The organism is Shouchella hunanensis, from assembly GCF_028735875.1.
In the GTDB taxonomy this organism is placed as follows: Bacteria; Bacillota; Bacilli; order Bacillales; family Bacillaceae_D; genus Shouchella; species Shouchella hunanensis.
In genome coordinates this window covers 2837714-2853434 of record NZ_CP117834.1, presented here as the reverse complement: position 1 = coordinate 2853434, position 15721 = coordinate 2837714, and the positions used below count along the sequence as shown (strand labels likewise).

Below are 15721 nucleotides of genomic sequence, written 5' to 3'. Positions count from 1 at the left end.
TTAGTGCAACTAAGGAGTCAATATGCTAGGCGTTAATCCAAGATGTCCATGTTCCACCAGTCTTTCTACGTTTTCTTAATCCAATGGAAGATTGTACAAATGGTGTAGCTATTTGCAAAGCATCATTATTTAACTGATAGTGATCAATCATCCAAGCTGTTTGTCCGGCAGGAACATTCGTAGCGTCAGTTTGTCTGATCCAGTAGCGACCGTTCTCGCTTATTGCATTTGCATCTGTTACAGCTTTGGATTGACTATGGAACGTGCCTAGTGTCCCTTTTAAAGATGAGATCGTACCATCTGGTTGAACTCTAAAGACTGTTCGATCATTTTGATAATCGTACAAAGACATAAATTCTTCTCGTAAATTTAATTTCACTTTGCGCTTGTTACCCTCCCACACTTCAATTCCTTGGGTTTTATAACCCTCCTCTCCTCGAAGTTGTATAAAGCCCCTGTTGTATTCATCAATTCGCTGTACCATAGATTCTACTTCTTGAAGGCGTTTAGAGATTCTGCCAACGTCAGATCCCAACGAGTAAAGATCTTGAGCCGAAACACCGTTCACTGGTTTTTGAATGTAGAAGAAATCAGGTACTTTTCTTTCAGTCATGCCATTATTATCGATTGAACGATTAACCATGGCACCTCTCACTACAGTTTGAGCACTTCCACCGCCATCCAGTGTAAAAGCAAAAGCAACCTCCTCTTGCAACATGATTTCTGCTGACTCATGGGAAGTGAAGCCCCTATCAAAATTCGTACGACCATCTACAGTCAAAATGACAATATCTCCAGTAATCTTTTGACCAAAAATTTGTGCGGGCTGAGGATTTTGATTATGCTCATAGTCATCATAAACAGTCTGCGGAAGTTTAGCACCATTTTCTATTAAAGGGATAAACCCAGTGACTGCATTCGTATAACCCTCATTAATAATTGTGGTTGCTGTAGTCTGAGGTCGAAATACTTTAAATTGATTGTTATCATTAAACGCAAGGATGTATCTAGCTTTATCTGTTCTTCTATCGGATAGAATCCTCCGATTAACAATATTGACTCCCGATAAAGTCATTTGAGTAGGGTGAAAAATACCTGCATTTATTGTAACTGTATTTGAGTTACGTTGTGCAAATGACCTTGCAGTTTCACCTGTTTGTGCGTTATTAGCTAACCCATGTTTAAGAGTGCCCCCTTCTGAAACTTCGATTACAGTTACATAGTAAGTAGTACCATTCTTTCTTCCTTCTCTAGTTGTAACACCACTATAAAAAGCTGAATCTTCAAGCATGTTCACACTATTACTATTTTCGTTTGTCATCTGACACTCCTCCATTTTGACCATTGAGAGAACTACGTTGAAATCGCAACACTTACTGAGTCTGCTTTCCATTACAAGTAGCATCTATATCTCTTCGTATTTATATTGGTTCAATACACAAAGAGACCAGAAGCAAGATTTATCAAAGGTCGTTAATCATTTTTTTAGTTCGTGTATAGATAGTTGAGTTGGTCTCTTTCAACTGGTCTTCTTCACACAATGTAGTAAACTGAAATCCATTTATGATAATTGGAATAACAAAATCAGGGTTTAATACACAAAAAGAGAACCACCTAGTAGGAAGCTCTCTTCAGTACATCAAATTTATTTTTTCTTAATCTCATTTTTTTATCAGAAAGACCTAGGAAAATAAGTGTACTCATAGTAACAACGTAGAAAAATCAATACAATTACCCCGCGTAGATGATTGCACCTAAAGTATAGTTATGAATAATTGGTATGTTACTTCTTATTATGAGAATGACATTCTATACAGCTATATACAATTAAGAAGTTACTAATGAAACAATAAATGAAGTGCTTTACCCTCTTCTAGTTCTTTTAAAATGCACTCCACACAGTCTTACCATATGGTATCATCAATCTTGCGAGGAATAATTTCATAGGACTAAGCTCCAAAACCGTAACTTTATGACACCTCCGTTTTAGCTAAACCTTTTACTCAAATACTTATTTAATTTTCAATACTTGTGTTTTTGCCACAATGTCGTACAGGGATTGTCTTTTTTTTGTAAAAATGGCTGACAATATATACGAAAACATAAGTGCGTAAATGAGCCCGCCAACCAAATAATAGCTAAATGGGACTTCATTATTACCTATATAAACAAGACGATACACAAGAAAATGTGACAATTCCCAAGGCAAAAATTTTAACATCGTTCGAAAAGTTAAATGAAAAATTGATAGTTCTTGCCCATTGTATCCCACAACTCGTATACCGACTTTCCTTTTTCCAAAAGATTGTTTACCAATTGAAGAGTCGCTAATAATGAAATAAAGTGAAACAGGGAATGTGACCATGATAAATCCTGCAAATTGCGCTACAATCAACGAGCCTGTAAAAAATTCTTGTAGAGATGGAAATATTAGTACATTGACTATAAATAGAATAAGTAAATAAATGAGAATAAGTAGATAATCAATCATAAAAGCTTTAAATCGCAGAAAAAACGAAGCATTCATCAACACATCCCCTTTTACCTTTAATGTATAAGCACTTTTATAAAATTATAGCTTATATTCACACCAATAATCTTTTTATTTTCAAAATCATGTGCGTTTCATCATTACTTGATCTCGTAGTGTTGTTTACCGTGCTTTTGATTCCACATAAGTAACGGGCATAATACTCACAATATAACTTCGTCTTCATCTCTGTCTTGTATATCTTCTAAGTAACTGCTCATTTAGACAATTTTTTATAGGATCCCTCTTTCTCTTGTTTATTCTCCTAAAATTATGTTTACCTATAAAGATGTAAGGGTATGTAAACTGTTTACGCTCTGTTCAAAGTTGCTCGTAAATATGAGACAATGTCTTTACGGCTTTTTTCTAAGCCGCAAAGGAGAATGCCGATGTACAGAGTTGTTCGGTACGTTAACGGGATTACAGAAACCTCAGTGGATTCAGAACGCAACGAGAAAACCTTTACTGATTTAGCTTCTGCGCAACTTGAAGTTAAAAAGTTGAATTTAGATCTTATTCTATTAGACGGTGATGTCTGGAGAATACAGAATATATAAGCAGGCTCAAGCCTGCTTATTTTTTGTTTTAAGCTGCAGGGCACACCGCATCAGTGATTCAAAGTCTTATAAAGCTGTATACTCCACTTACGATAAAATATAGGGGAAATAACCACATTATGCCTAACATTATCCGATTATCGTTTTTGTGGTTTCGCTTATACGCATAGATAATTGTTGTTATAAACAATCCGGCAAGAAAAAAATCCGAAATGATTAAATAAATAGCATTAGCTTCTCCTTTACTTAGGGAATAAACAAGGCTTATGATCGTTGCTACAAAAAACACAACGCTCATACTAATTATTGCAAGCTTCATATTCTTCATGAGACCCTCCCTCGTGTTACTCCATTACCCTATCACGGAATTAAAAAACAGTAATAGAAAGCGTATACGGTCCTTTTTAGTTTGACCTTACGTGTTCACGTCCGTTCATTCGTTCGCTTAAAGCCCTCAAAAGTTCTTATATGAAAAAAATTCTTAGTTTTAGCACTCCTTACAAGAGGTATGGTTTTCTATAAATTATTTTAGGAGGATTAAAAATGTTCGCTAATAAGTGTTTCAGGAATGCCCTAGCAGTAGGTTTTGCAGTAGCCATTTTTTTAATGATTGTCTCACGACTTAATACACAATCAGTCCTCGGAATTATTGTTATTTCAACAGTCGTTTATTTCATCTGTTATGTTACGTCACGTGAAAAAAACAGAACTGTATTTGATAAAGAATAAAGTCCTAAAGGGGTAGGGTGAACCTACTCCCTTTGACCACTTCGTAATTGTCTTATCCTGGTACTTAATCTTTTTACGACCTCCCTCAAGGGTACTGGATTGAACATCATTTATTGGAGGTTCTTATGATTATAAAAATCCCTTGCTAGATGCGCTTATTGTTTTCCTACTATCTTTTGTCTTTACATACTTACTCAGCTTTCTCATTCGCTTCGGCGACCATCCATTCATAGAGAACTGGTTAACTCATTTTGTTATTGCGACTGGATTAACGATTGGTCTATGTGTTTTTCCTTTCATTTTCAAGAAAAGAAAAACATAGGAGGTATTCCCATGTATCATTTTAACAAATGGTTTGACTCTCTTATAGTAGCTCTCGTGTGCGGTAGTGTTTACTTAATATTGAGCATAATTCATGATGACCAAGTAAAATGGCTGAATGCCTTAATACTTGCCTCTTCTCTATTTTTGACATGGACAGTAATCATTCCTCACCTTCGTAAAGAAAGAAGTAAAACCAATACCAAAAAGTAAGAAAAGATTTACCATGGAGACACTAATGACAAGAAATTCTTCTATTGCAAAATCTCACGTTACCAAAGATCTTCACGGAAAAACTCATTATCGCCAAAATGTGATCATTGCCACCCAAACGAGAAAAAACCCTGTATTTACAGGGTTAGCTCGGTTACACTTTCAACTTGCGCCGTCCATGGGAACATGTCGACAGGTTGAATGTTTTTGATTTTATAGCCTTTTTTCATCAGTTGTTCAATGTCTTTTGCAAGGGTGGATGGGTTGCACGATACGTAAACCACTCGTTTTGGTTTTGCTTTTACAATTGATTGAAGAAGCTTCCCATCACATCCGCTTCGAGGAGGATCTACAATCACAACATCCGGTTTGAAGCCTTCCTTTAACCAGACCGGCATCCATTTTTCGGCTGTTCCTACTTCATAGGATGCACGAATCCCGTGTTGCTTAGCATTTTTTCGTGCGTCAGCAATCGCTTCTTTCGTCGTGTCCATCCCTCGTACTTCTTTAGCGTTCTTACCTACCCACTGTCCAATTGTTCCAACACCACAGTAGGCGTCGATTACGTTTTCTTTTCCAGTTAGTTTCGCTGCTTTCTTTGCTTCGTTATAGAGCTTTACCGTTTGGGCTGGATTAAGCTGAAAGAATGCGCGTGCAGATAAATCAAAAGCAAACTCACCTAGTCGTTCGTTAATCGTTTCTTCCCCATCTAAATGATGAGTATTTTCGCCAAAGATAAGTGAAGTCCGCTCATGATTAATATTCTGCATAAATGATGTGACTTGCGGTAATTTCTTTCGTACTTTCTCAATAAGTAACTCTTTTTTCGCAAACTCTTTTGTCCGGGTTACAAGCACTAGTTGTACTTGCCCCGATTCAAACCCAACTCGCGTGACGATGGTTCTTACTTGTCCATTATGTTTTTTCTCGTCATAAATCGGAATCGATAAGTCTTGTAAAATTGTTTTCACTACTTGCGTCACTGCATTAAGCTCTTTATGCTGGACAAGACATTCCGATAAATCAATGAGTTCATGAGTCCCTTCTTTATACAAGCCTGCCGCAACTGTGCCATTCGTCTTCCGCGTTTGTAATTGGCTTTTGTTGCGGTAAAACCATGGATTGTCCATACCAATCGTATCGTTTAAAGGGAGTTTTTCTTCGCTTAGCTTCGTATAGCGATAAAAAGCTTGTGCCACAATGTCTTTTTTCCCGCGTAACGTTGCGGCGTAATCCATATGCTGAAGCTGACATCCACCACACTCATTGTATATTGGACATGGCGGGGCTTGGCGTTCTTGTGACGTTTTTCGTAGCTTCCGAATTTTCGCCTCAGTAAACCGTTGGCTTGCTTTCGTTACTTCTACAACGACCTCTTCACCCGGTAACGCTCCTTTAACGAACACGACTTTCTTTTTGAAATAGCCTACACCTTCACCATTAATACCTAAGCGTTTAATTGTAAGTGGAAACCGTTGACCTTTTGTTAGTTGAATACTACTTTGTTCCTTGTCATTCATAAAAATTTAATTTTTTCCTCCTAATTAAAACCCTAATGTATTGGGGTTTTCTTTTACATAGTATAACAAATTTTTCTACCCTTCCTAAACTTTCTAATTCATCTTATGAAAACTTCTGATAAAATGGAGAAGTAATTGTGTTCGGAGGTGGTGATAAGTTGTCTATTCCTACGGATATAGCTTCTCTAAAAATTATGGCTCACGTTTACAAAAAACAAGACACAGATTATGTATTTGAAAAAACAGTTGAAAGCTTAGTTGAGACAGTACCTTATATTGACTGGGTCGGCATCTATATGTATGAAGATTTAAACCATACACTTGTTGCCGCTTCTTGCTTTAGCAATGATTTACGATGGGAATGTAATGGTGAATTAAAGTTCCCTGTAAAAAACGCTGCTAGCACAGAAATTGGGATGATGATTGTACGGACAAAAGAATCAATTGCATTTGATGTAACCGATCTGTCTACTTTGGAAACGATCGCAAGTGCCATTGCTTACGATAGTCAAATGAATTAAAAAGGAGCCGCAGATGCAGCTCCTTTTTATTTATGGTAGTGGTTGATCCAACGCTAAGTCATCTAAACTTTTAAATGTATAGCCCTGTTCTTCACAAGCATCAATAATATCGCCTAAGGCGGCTGCATTATCTGGTGAAACCGAATGAATGAGCATAACAGCACCTGGGTGTATTCGCTTCATCACTTGTTCAAATGCATACTCTTTTCCTCTTTGTTTATCGACTTCCCAGTCCTTATAAGCTAGAGACCAGAATACATTTGTATAGCCTAATTCTTTTGACAACATAAGTGTACGTTCACTAAATTCCCCTCTAGGCGCTCTCAAATACCGCATTTGCTCTTCCCCAGTAATGGTTGTAAACATGTCTTTAACAGAATCTAACTCATCTTTGAGCTTGCTGTCGTTTACTGCTGGCAAGCTTGGATGGTGGAAGGAGTGGTTTCCAACAATATGGCCTTCATCCACCATACGTTTGACTAATGGCTCCGCTGTTTTTAAATAGTGCCCTGTCACAAAAAAAGCACCTGGAACGTTCTTTTCTTTTAATACATCTAGAACCGTTTCCGTATAGCCATTCTCATAACCGTTATCAAACGTTAAATAGAGTGCTTTTTCATTTGTATTTCCGATATAATAACTGTCCGATTGCTTTAATAACGCTTTATACTTTTCCTCTGTATCAGCTGGTGTATGAGTAGGCGCAGGCTTATAACTCCAGTTAAATTTCGTATTATCGAAAGCGTAAGCCGGCTTTACTGCAACTGCTATAAATGCAAAGAATATAAGACTAAAAACCAACCATCTTTTCATATCTTTCCTCCCGTTAAATTGTACTTGATGTTAGTATGAGGTTCACAGTAAAAAACTATTCGATTTACACATCTTTCGTTTTTTTTCGACTTGCATGTTCAGATACGCTATGGTTTGATTGAAATTGGTGTATGAATGAATATTGGAGGCACGTGCATGTTTAAATGGACAAATTTCTTTCGCGGCTTTGCAATGGGAGTTACTGAAACCGTTCCTGGCGTAAGCGCGAGTACAATCGCAATGTTAATGGGTATTTACGAACAATTACTTGGCTCATTAAGCGACATAACAAAAGGAAACATAAAGCGAGCACTAGGGTTTTTAATACCTTTAGGGATTGGAATGGTTTTTGCTTTACTGATTGCTGCAAAATTTATTAAATACTTACTCGCAGAGCACCCCATTCCAACAATGTTCTTATTTGTTGGCCTTGTAGTTGGTATTCTTCCATTTTTATGGCGCTCTGCGCATGCTGAAACGAACAAACGCTTTAAATCCTACCATTATGGATTCATTCTTGTTTCATTCACGCTAATGGCTCTTACTAGCCTTATCGGCGAGCCTGTGGAAACGGTGATTACCGACTTCAATGCTGGAACATACATTTATTTATTTTTTTCTGGTGTACTAGCAAGCATGGCGCTTGTTTTGCCTGGCATTAGTGGTGCATTAGTGTTAATGGTCCTTGGCGCTTATTACACGGCTATTTCTGCTCTTGATTCATTGCATTTGCCTGTGATTGCAGCGATTGGCTTAGGTGTGGTGTTCGGCGTACTATTTACAAGTAGAGTAATACGTTATTTCTTAAAAACCTACACACAAGCTACCTATTCCATTATGTTAGGTCTTGTAGCAGGATCCATTCTCGTTATTATGCCATCTTCATTACCTGATAGCTTTTTATATGGTCTTGTTACATTTTTTACGTTCTTAGCAGGCTTAGTAACAGCGCTCACTTTTGGACGAGCTGAACGCACCTAGTGCTAAACAACTAAATGTTTAGCACTTTTTTGAATTGTTAATTTTTTTAAATAAAGTGTTTGACGTTCTTCTATTCTTCCCATAAAATATAAGTACTTAATAACGAGAGCGGGGTGATTCGATGGTGGAGAGTACAAAGTAGATAGAAAAACGATACATGCGTGCAACTATCGTTTGGAACTTCTCGTTTGCTTCCCAATCGAGTCGGGCTTCCGCTATTCTTGCGAAACCATCTACTTCACATAAAACACATTGTCATTGTACGCACTACGTTTACACATTTGGTAAAGAATATGCGTTAGCCTGTTGTTCCAAACTAGGAAGCTCAACTAGCCTATTTTTTGAACACTACAGGAGGTGACTCCCTCTTTACGAGGGGAATATTTGGACATACAACAGGGACTTAGCCTTATCGCTGTGGCGATATTAATTGGATTAACCGCATTTTTTGTGGCATCAGAATTTGCAATCGTTAAAATTAGAAGTACGCAGCTTGAACCACATTTAGAAGCTGGAAAGAGATCAGCGAAGTACGCGAAAAGGGTAACGACGCATTTAGATGAATATTTATCCGCTTGCCAACTCGGGATTACGATTACAGCCCTTGGGATTGGGCGTTTAGCTGAACCAACGTTCGAGCAAATGCTTCATCCATTTTTTGAAGGGGTTGTACCGCCTGCAATGGTAACAACACTTGCTGTCGTTGTTTCGTTTAGCTTTGCAACGTTCTTACACGTTGTTATTGGTGAACTTGCCCCTAAGACGATCGCGATCCAACGAGCAGAACAGGTAACTCTTTTAATTGCCCGTCCACTCGTCTGGTTCTATCGCTTACTCTATCCTTTTATCTGGGTTTTAAACGGATCTGCTCGGATTTTAATCCGCCTTTTAGGCTTTAAACCAATGTCAGAGCATGAAGTAACCCATTCGGAAGAAGAGCTGCGCCTAATCATTTCTGATAGCTACAAAGGTGGGGAAATTAATCAGTCTGAGTTTAAGTATGTTAGCAAAATTTTTGACTTTGATAACAGGCTGGCAAAAGAAATTATGGTTCCTCGAACTGAAATTTCTGCCGTCTCTATAGAAGATAGTTTAGACGACAATTTAGCCATTATGCGTGAAGAGAAATTCACACGCTATCCAGTAGTAAACGGTGATAAAGACAACATTTTGGGCATTGTCAATGTTCGAGAAGTCCTAACAGATATTGTTTCTCCAGCCATTACCGAAGAAGTAAAGTTGGAGAATTATATACGTCCGGTCATCAACGTAATTGAATCGATTCCAGTCAATGATCTTCTTGTAGAAATGCAGAAGAAACAGACACATATGGCAATTCTTTTTGATGAATATGGTGGCACTGCTGGTTTGATAACGGCTGAAGATATTATCGAAGAAATTGTTGGCGAAATTAGAGACGAATTTGATGTGGAAGAAGACCCTCTTATTCGCACTATTAATGATGATCATTACCTTTTAGATGGAAAGACACTCATATCTGATGTCAATAAATTGCTTCACGTTGAACTAAACGAAGATGAAGTAGATACAATTGGTGGTTGGGTACTTACGGAAAAGTATGATATTGAAGTAGGCGAAACCATGATTTTTAATGACTATGCGTTTACTGTAAAGGCCTTTGATGGTCACCAAATTAAATTAGTAGAAGTATTGAAGCGATCGGATGAAGAAGACGTTGAGGATCACTATCAAGCTTACGGTACTTCTTAAAGAACTAATGTAAGACGCATACAAGTAGCTGTATGCGTCTTTTTTTATAAAATTCCTTTACGGGCTTGGTAGTCCGCTTTAACTGCTTCTAAATGAGCCGTTCGATTTGTATAGTCGATATAAAAACGATTTGATTCGAGATCCCACTCAACAAGGCTAACGCTCGTATTGCCAATTACAAATGGACGACTTGCTTCTCCCCACTGTTTACCGACAATTAAATACGTAAGTACCATGCTGATAAAGCCCCCGTGGGAAACGAGTAAAATCGATTCGTCGTTGGCATGCTTCTCTTTTAAAAGAGCAAATAATTGTTCACAACGTTCACTGAGGTCATCTGTTGTTTCAGATCCTTCTATATCAGCACCAACAAGAGGCTTTCCTTTTAAGTGAGGGTACAGAGTATAAATGTCTTCTCTTGTTTTTCCTTGAATGGAACCTAAATGCACTTCTCGTAATAGTGTGGTTTCTTTTAAAGATTGATTATGTTTTTTTGTAATCGCTTGTGCGGTATGAAGAGCACGGGTCAAATCACTCGTATAAATTTGGTCAATCGATAAAGATTTCGTAAATTCAGCTACTGCGTCGGCTTGTCGTTCCCCGAGGTCACTTAATGGAAAGTCCATTGTCCCTTGAATTTTCCCCTGTTTATTCCCTTCTGACTCTCCATGGCGAATAAAATATAGCTTCATAGTTACCGCCTCCTTCTTTAAGCGTTTGGCCAGTCTCGTCGAAATTGTTGACATTTCACCTCGATGTCGTCAATCATCTTTAAAATTGAATCGAGTTCTTCGACACTAGCGGAGTCGGCATCCATTCCTTCAATAACAGATGCTAATAGTTCAAATCGCTTTTGTAAATAATCAAGTTGTTCATTCTTTGTTGATACAGCACGACCCATTTTATCTCTCCTTTTAACTTACATGCAATGGCTTAAGTTTAACAAAGTATGCATATACTCTCAAACAGTCTTTTGTTTCTTTACAAGATACGATAAGATAGACGTTGTAGTAAAGGAGTATGATTTGAATGATTACAAAATATTCTACAAGCATTACACCAGAACACGATCCTTGGGAAGCCTACTTAGATGTAGCTGAAGCTGGCCAACTTTCATTAACGAATATAGAAATAACGACGACTACCTTATGTAATATGAGGTGTGAACATTGCGCTGTTGGCTATACACTATCTCCAAAAGATCCTGAGGCGCTTCCACTAGAATTGATTATACAACGGCTCGACGACATTCCAACACTTCGTGCGTTTAGTATTACTGGCGGAGAACCGATGATGTCAATGAAGTCAGTTCGAGAATACGTTGTCCCGCTTTTAAAATACGCTCATGAACGTGGTGCAAAAACGCAAATTAATTCCAATTTAACAATGCCGCTAGAACGCTATGATCTTATTATCCCTTATCTAGATGTGCTACATATTTCCCACAATTACGGTAGCATTGACGATTTTCACCTTATCGGATTTGCTCATGCCGAGCGTAAACCAGGAGAAAAACAACGTGAAGCTATGTTTAACCGGATGATTGACAACGCTAAATCATTAACGTCTAGAGGCGTATTGGTATCAGCTGAAACAATGATTAACAAACGAACGTTGCCTCACCTTGAATCCATTCACAAACAAATTGTTGAAATGGGTTGTCAGCGTCATGAAGTTCATCCTATGTACCCTAGTGATTTTGCCTCCGCATTGGAGACCGCTTCACTTAGTGAAATTCGCGACGGCATTCATCGACTTTTAGACCATCGTGATCCTAACGTATGGATGTTGTTCGGAACCCTACCTTTTTACCCTTGTTCCGATAACCAAGATGATCTCAATTTACAAAAACGATTGTATGCAGAGAAGAACGTGACGGTTCGTAATGACCCTGATGGACGTTCTCGACTAAATATTAACTTGTTTTCTGGAGATATCATTGTCACCGATTTTGGAGATGCGCCTGATTTGGGAAATATACAGCATACATCGTTACCAGACGCCTATAAAATTTGGCAAACCTCTTCATTAAATGCAGGGATTTCCTGTCATTGTCCAGCTGTAAAATGTCTTGGGCCAAACTTACTTGTACGTGATGCTTATTACAGTGACATTGACTTTACAAAAAGAAGCTCAAATTTGTAGCAAACAAAAAAAGAAGTACACGAAGCGTGAACTTCTTTTTTGTTTTATCTAGGTTTTGTTGACGCCATAAAGGTAAAAGACAAATTATCTTGAACCGGAATCCAAGCACCAATTCCTTGCTCCGTTACGTTTTTTACGTCTAACTTTGGCTTCCCACCTCGTAACGTTAAATAGACTTCTCCGTATGTGACGTCCCCTTTTTCATGAACAGCCGGCACATAGCCATACAAGTATCCTACTTGGTTTGCTGGCACGTTGTATTGATTATTCTTCGCCGTGCTTTGTCCAATAACCGTATCAAACGCTAAAGGAAGATTCGTTTTTTCTGCTGCAGAAATCATCATCATTTTTTCTACAGCTTCAGAATTAGGTATCTTCGCTGTTAATCCACCGGTTATTTTCTTCTGCTGCTCTTGATAATACGACATTGTTTTTGGCGCATTCCCGCCTCGATTATCAATGTAATTCGTATTCACTTTTTGATATTCCCAATTCACTTCTGTTCCTTTTGATTCATAAGCAAGTGGCCATTCGCCTAAATAAATGGATGCTTTCATAGCAAAACCTAATTTGGCAAATTGGATGGATGATTCATTCATAATACGGATAAGATCTGGATTTTCAATTTCTTCATGAGTTGAATCCAACAGTTGCTGTGCCAATTCACTTGGTTGTAAATATGGCAAATCTTGAGTCGGATTTTTATAAGTATTTTCTTTTGATATCGATAACACAGACTGAGGAATCATAAACGTATTTTCTTCTTTTTGCGGCTCTTCTGCAGCAAACGTAAGATTTGATTGAATGAGCATAAATAGTAAGGATGCGATCATTATCTTTTTCATCAAATTTTCTCCTTTTTTTATTGATGTGCTTAGTGTTAAACAATCGTAAATGTTTTATCCACATCGAAAAAGAGAATGTTTACCAAAAAAAAACAACAGCAGCGCTTGGCTGCTGTTGTTGCCTTAAAATCATCTGCTTTAGGGTAGAGTCGATCGTTGTCTTTTGGAAACACCTTCCTTCATCATGTATGGTCTTACATGATAAAAAAGACATTTACATTGCTCAACGCAACCACCTCTTCTAGTTAGAAAACGTGTGACAATCAACATCAAGCTACCGCAATTGATTTATAGGAAGAACTGTAGCATAGCTACCGTCCTTACGTTTAGAATAACCCGTTGTTTTTTTTCTATTCAAGTTCTCGTTGTTTTTTTAAAGCTTTAATTTCATCTGCTGCTTCTTTTGCTGCATGAATCGCTTCTTCTGAAGTTTCTCGAATGTGAACCGCTTTCTCCGTAATTGCTCGAACATCATTAGCAACATCTTTCCAAAGAAGATTCACACCTTCAATCGTCTCTTTTGCTTGAGAAACCATCTCTTCTCGATTATCACGCAGGAACGTATATGCCTCTTCCGCTTGCTTACAAGCAAGCTTTGCTTCTACGCATACCCGCTCACGCCATTCCTTCTTCGACGCGACTGCAACAACAACTGCTGTTACAAGAATGAAACCCCATTTACGCTTACCCATTATCTTCATCCTCCTATGCACTAACTTGTTCTAGTATCATTTTAAAACAATTTTCGACGCTTTTGCAAAGAAGAATGAAAAAACTGTCAGCGAAATTACGCTGACAGCTCTAATTGTATGTCTGTACCAATGATTTATCCGTTTCTAATTGTTCAAAATTTGGATAGGATTTTTGCTTAAGTTCATTCATTTCCTTTGAAAGCGCATGTATCTTGGCCTCTAAACTTTCCATACGTTGACGATCTTTTTCTGTCATTAAGCTTCCCTCCATTTTTTTAACGTGCCCTTATTTTCATTTATATATGCAGAATAGTTTACCAAATGTACACCCTACGTGTAAAGTGTATCCCTTAAAAATACACAAACTTTTTTTCGTGACTTTTTTCGACATAAATCTTCTTTATCGAAAATTTGTAACAAATTCCCCTTGCATATACAAATAGAGGTGATATACTGATGTTAGGAAATATTCAGAAAAAGGTGATGGATTTGCGCAGAAGACATTCTGTTCGTTATGAAGACTTAATGGCTAGAAATCGAGATGAATTGTTGAAGGATGCGGATGCACTTTCAAAAATAGACGACAAGTTATACGAACGTGCTCTTAAAAAGAATCGAGCTTCAGTAGACAACACTTCTACCAAGTCACGTCGTTACTAAATACGAACTCTCTCTCGTTCTACTCACTCTTAGTAGTGAATGAACTTGAGAGAGTTTTTTTTGTATATATTTTTTTTACTTGCACAAATTACCTCTTAAACAAAGTGAAAAGAGGATTCACATGGATAATGTCTTACTTTCAAGAATGTTATTTGGTACGTCAATGGCATTTCACATCATCTTCGCTACCCTAACCGTTGGTATATCTCTAATGATTTTTTTCGGTGAACTAATGCGTGTTATTCGCAAAGATAACGACTACGCTGTTTTAGCAAAACGCTTAACGAAAGGCTTAGCGATTTTACTAGGGGTTGCCATTCCAACAGGAACGATTGTTGCTGTCATGCTTTCTCTCCTGTGGCCCGGTTTTATGGAAATCGTTGGACAGGTCATTGCGCTCCCGTTTCAAATTGAAATTTTTGCGTTTTTCCTTGAATCTTTATTTTTAGCGATTTATGTCTATGCGGCTGATCGTCTCACGACGCCTATGCGTATCATTAGCTCGTTTTTTATAGCTTTTGGTGCAGTTGCTTCAGCTGTTCTTATTACGAGCGCTCATGCGTGGATGAACACACCTGAAGGCTTCGACATTATAAACGGAGCGATTACAAATGTGAATCCTTTATCAGCGGCGTTATCGACTAGTTTTTGGGCAACGTCATTACATGTTGTTAGCACTGCTTATATGACAGGTGCTTTTGTGCTCGTCGCTGTTGCAGCCTACAAACTAATGAAACCATCGATTACTGATGCTGAGCGTCGCTACCACCATAAAGGAATGCTGTTAGCACTCATCTTTGGATTAGGAATGTCTTTATGGACTGGCTTAACAGGTCATGATACTACGGTGATGCTTTATGAGGAAATTCCGATTAAACTCGCTGCTGCTGAAGGTTTGTTTGAAACTCAGTCGAATGCACCATTAACGCTATTCGGGGTTCCAAGTCCTGAGGAAAATGAAGTGATCGGTGGGATCGAAATTCCAGGTCTATTAAGCTGGCTTGCTACCTACTCAACAGACGGTGTCATACAGGGTTTAAATGATTTTCCACAAGAAGACTGGCCACCGCTCATCGTCCACACTTTATTTAATGTTATGGTCTTTATTGGTGGAGGATTAATTGCCATATCTGGAGGTGGATTATTGTATTGGTTTCTAAAACGCAAGACTAAAGATTTTGTGTTTCCGAAGTGGATGTTAGCTGCGTTTGTTGCATCTGGTCCACTTGCAATGATCGGCATTGAGACAGGCTGGATTTTCAGCTGTACAGGTAGGCAGCCATGGACCATTTTCAACATTCAACGTACGTCTGAAGCCGCTACTACTTCAGGAAACTTAGGGATCATTTTCTTCTTTTTCGCTGTACTCTATGCGGTTCTCTTAGTTATCACAAGTCTTGTACTTTATTTCTACTTTAAACGTAATCCTCTTGCACAAGACATGAATGCGATTGGATCATAAG

17 protein-coding genes are annotated in these 15721 nt (G+C 38.1%); 8 read left to right on the top strand and 9 right to left on the bottom strand.

The window, feature by feature from the left end; translation table 11 throughout:
* Nucleotides 1–25: 25 nt before the first annotated feature.
* Both PQ477_RS14435 and PQ477_RS14430 read right to left on the bottom strand, forming a co-directional pair.
* Nucleotides 26–1321: a phosphodiester glycosidase family protein gene (locus PQ477_RS14435; RefSeq protein ID WP_060705263.1), complete on the bottom strand. Its 1296-nt coding sequence runs from the start codon at nucleotides 1319–1321 to the stop codon at nucleotides 26–28.
* A gap of 690 nt (nucleotides 1322–2011) precedes the next feature.
* Nucleotides 2012–2527 carry an RDD family protein gene (locus PQ477_RS14430; RefSeq protein WP_035395563.1) on the bottom strand — a complete coding sequence of 172 codons (516 nt, stop codon included), beginning with the start codon at nucleotides 2525–2527 and terminating at the stop codon, nucleotides 2012–2014.
* Between the two features lie 392 nt (nucleotides 2528–2919).
* On the opposite strand from PQ477_RS14430, the gene PQ477_RS14425 reads away from it, so the two are divergent.
* A complete protein-coding gene (locus PQ477_RS14425) occupies nucleotides 2920–3087 on the top strand; it encodes a hypothetical protein (RefSeq protein ID WP_158332001.1) in 168 nt (55 codons plus the stop codon).
* A 543-nt stretch (nucleotides 3088–3630) separates the two neighbouring features.
* Nucleotides 3631–3816: a hypothetical protein gene (locus tag PQ477_RS14420; protein WP_035395559.1), complete on the top strand. Its 186-nt coding sequence runs from the start codon at nucleotides 3631–3633 to the stop codon at nucleotides 3814–3816.
* 671 nt (nucleotides 3817–4487) lie between these two features.
* On the opposite strand, the gene rlmD is transcribed toward PQ477_RS14420, so the two are convergent.
* The gene (rlmD, locus tag PQ477_RS14415) at nucleotides 4488–5870 is read right to left on the bottom strand and encodes a 23S rRNA (uracil(1939)-C(5))-methyltransferase RlmD (protein WP_274272287.1); all 1383 of its coding nucleotides are present in this window, start codon (nucleotides 5868–5870) and stop codon (nucleotides 4488–4490) included.
* 158 nt (nucleotides 5871–6028) lie between these two features.
* Here rlmD and PQ477_RS14410 point away from each other — a divergent pair, with 158 nt between their 5' ends.
* Complete coding sequence (locus tag PQ477_RS14410; RefSeq protein ID WP_144558621.1) at nucleotides 6029–6391, top strand: GAF domain-containing protein; 363 nt, start codon at nucleotides 6029–6031, stop codon at nucleotides 6389–6391.
* A 30-nt stretch (nucleotides 6392–6421) separates the two neighbouring features.
* On the opposite strand, the gene pdaA is transcribed toward PQ477_RS14410, so the two are convergent.
* Nucleotides 6422–7204, bottom strand: coding sequence for a delta-lactam-biosynthetic de-N-acetylase (pdaA, locus tag PQ477_RS14405; protein WP_035395553.1), 783 nt, complete (start codon nucleotides 7202–7204; stop codon nucleotides 6422–6424).
* 156 nt (nucleotides 7205–7360) lie between these two features.
* Between pdaA and PQ477_RS14400 the strand changes: the two genes are divergently transcribed.
* Both PQ477_RS14400 and PQ477_RS14395 read left to right on the top strand, forming a co-directional pair.
* On the top strand, nucleotides 7361–8185 hold the full coding sequence (locus PQ477_RS14400) for a DUF368 domain-containing protein (RefSeq protein ID WP_060705262.1): 825 nt from the start codon (nucleotides 7361–7363) through the stop codon (nucleotides 8183–8185).
* A 384-nt stretch (nucleotides 8186–8569) separates the two neighbouring features.
* Nucleotides 8570–9916: a hemolysin family protein gene (locus PQ477_RS14395; protein WP_035395551.1), complete on the top strand. Its 1347-nt coding sequence runs from the start codon at nucleotides 8570–8572 to the stop codon at nucleotides 9914–9916.
* A 44-nt stretch (nucleotides 9917–9960) separates the two neighbouring features.
* Here PQ477_RS14395 and PQ477_RS14390 read toward each other — a convergent pair whose 3' ends face one another.
* A complete protein-coding gene (locus tag PQ477_RS14390; protein ID WP_035395549.1) occupies nucleotides 9961–10608 on the bottom strand; it encodes a histidine phosphatase family protein in 648 nt (215 codons plus the stop codon).
* Nucleotides 10609–10625: 17 nt separating this feature from the next.
* On the bottom strand, nucleotides 10626–10817 hold the full coding sequence (locus PQ477_RS14385) for an SE1561 family protein (protein ID WP_035395547.1): 192 nt from the start codon (nucleotides 10815–10817) through the stop codon (nucleotides 10626–10628).
* Nucleotides 10818–10945: 128 nt separating this feature from the next.
* Here PQ477_RS14385 and yfkAB point away from each other — a divergent pair, with 128 nt between their 5' ends.
* Nucleotides 10946–12061, top strand: a complete 1116-nt coding sequence (gene yfkAB / locus PQ477_RS14380; RefSeq protein WP_060705259.1) for a radical SAM/CxCxxxxC motif protein YfkAB — start codon at nucleotides 10946–10948, stop codon at nucleotides 12059–12061.
* A 44-nt stretch (nucleotides 12062–12105) separates the two neighbouring features.
* Here the strand turns inward: yfkAB and PQ477_RS14375 are convergent, their stop codons facing one another.
* From PQ477_RS14375 to PQ477_RS14365, 3 genes are all read right to left on the bottom strand, one after another.
* On the bottom strand, nucleotides 12106–12906 hold the full coding sequence (locus PQ477_RS14375) for a YfkD famly protein (RefSeq protein ID WP_035395543.1): 801 nt from the start codon (nucleotides 12904–12906) through the stop codon (nucleotides 12106–12108).
* A gap of 350 nt (nucleotides 12907–13256) precedes the next feature.
* Nucleotides 13257–13598, bottom strand: a complete 342-nt coding sequence (locus PQ477_RS14370; RefSeq protein ID WP_052008038.1) for a hypothetical protein — start codon at nucleotides 13596–13598, stop codon at nucleotides 13257–13259.
* 109 nt (nucleotides 13599–13707) lie between these two features.
* Nucleotides 13708–13854 carry a hypothetical protein gene (locus PQ477_RS14365; RefSeq protein ID WP_158318503.1) on the bottom strand — a complete coding sequence of 49 codons (147 nt, stop codon included), beginning with the start codon at nucleotides 13852–13854 and terminating at the stop codon, nucleotides 13708–13710.
* Between the two features lie 200 nt (nucleotides 13855–14054).
* Between PQ477_RS14365 and PQ477_RS14360 the strand changes: the two genes are divergently transcribed.
* Entirely contained in the window at nucleotides 14055–14258 is a 204-nt protein-coding gene (locus PQ477_RS14360; RefSeq protein WP_035395539.1) for an FbpB family small basic protein, read from the top strand.
* Nucleotides 14259–14379: 121 nt separating this feature from the next.
* On the top strand, nucleotides 14380–15720 hold the full coding sequence (locus PQ477_RS14355; protein WP_035395537.1) for a cytochrome ubiquinol oxidase subunit I: 1341 nt from the start codon (nucleotides 14380–14382) through the stop codon (nucleotides 15718–15720).
* Nucleotide 15721 lies beyond the last annotated feature (1 nt).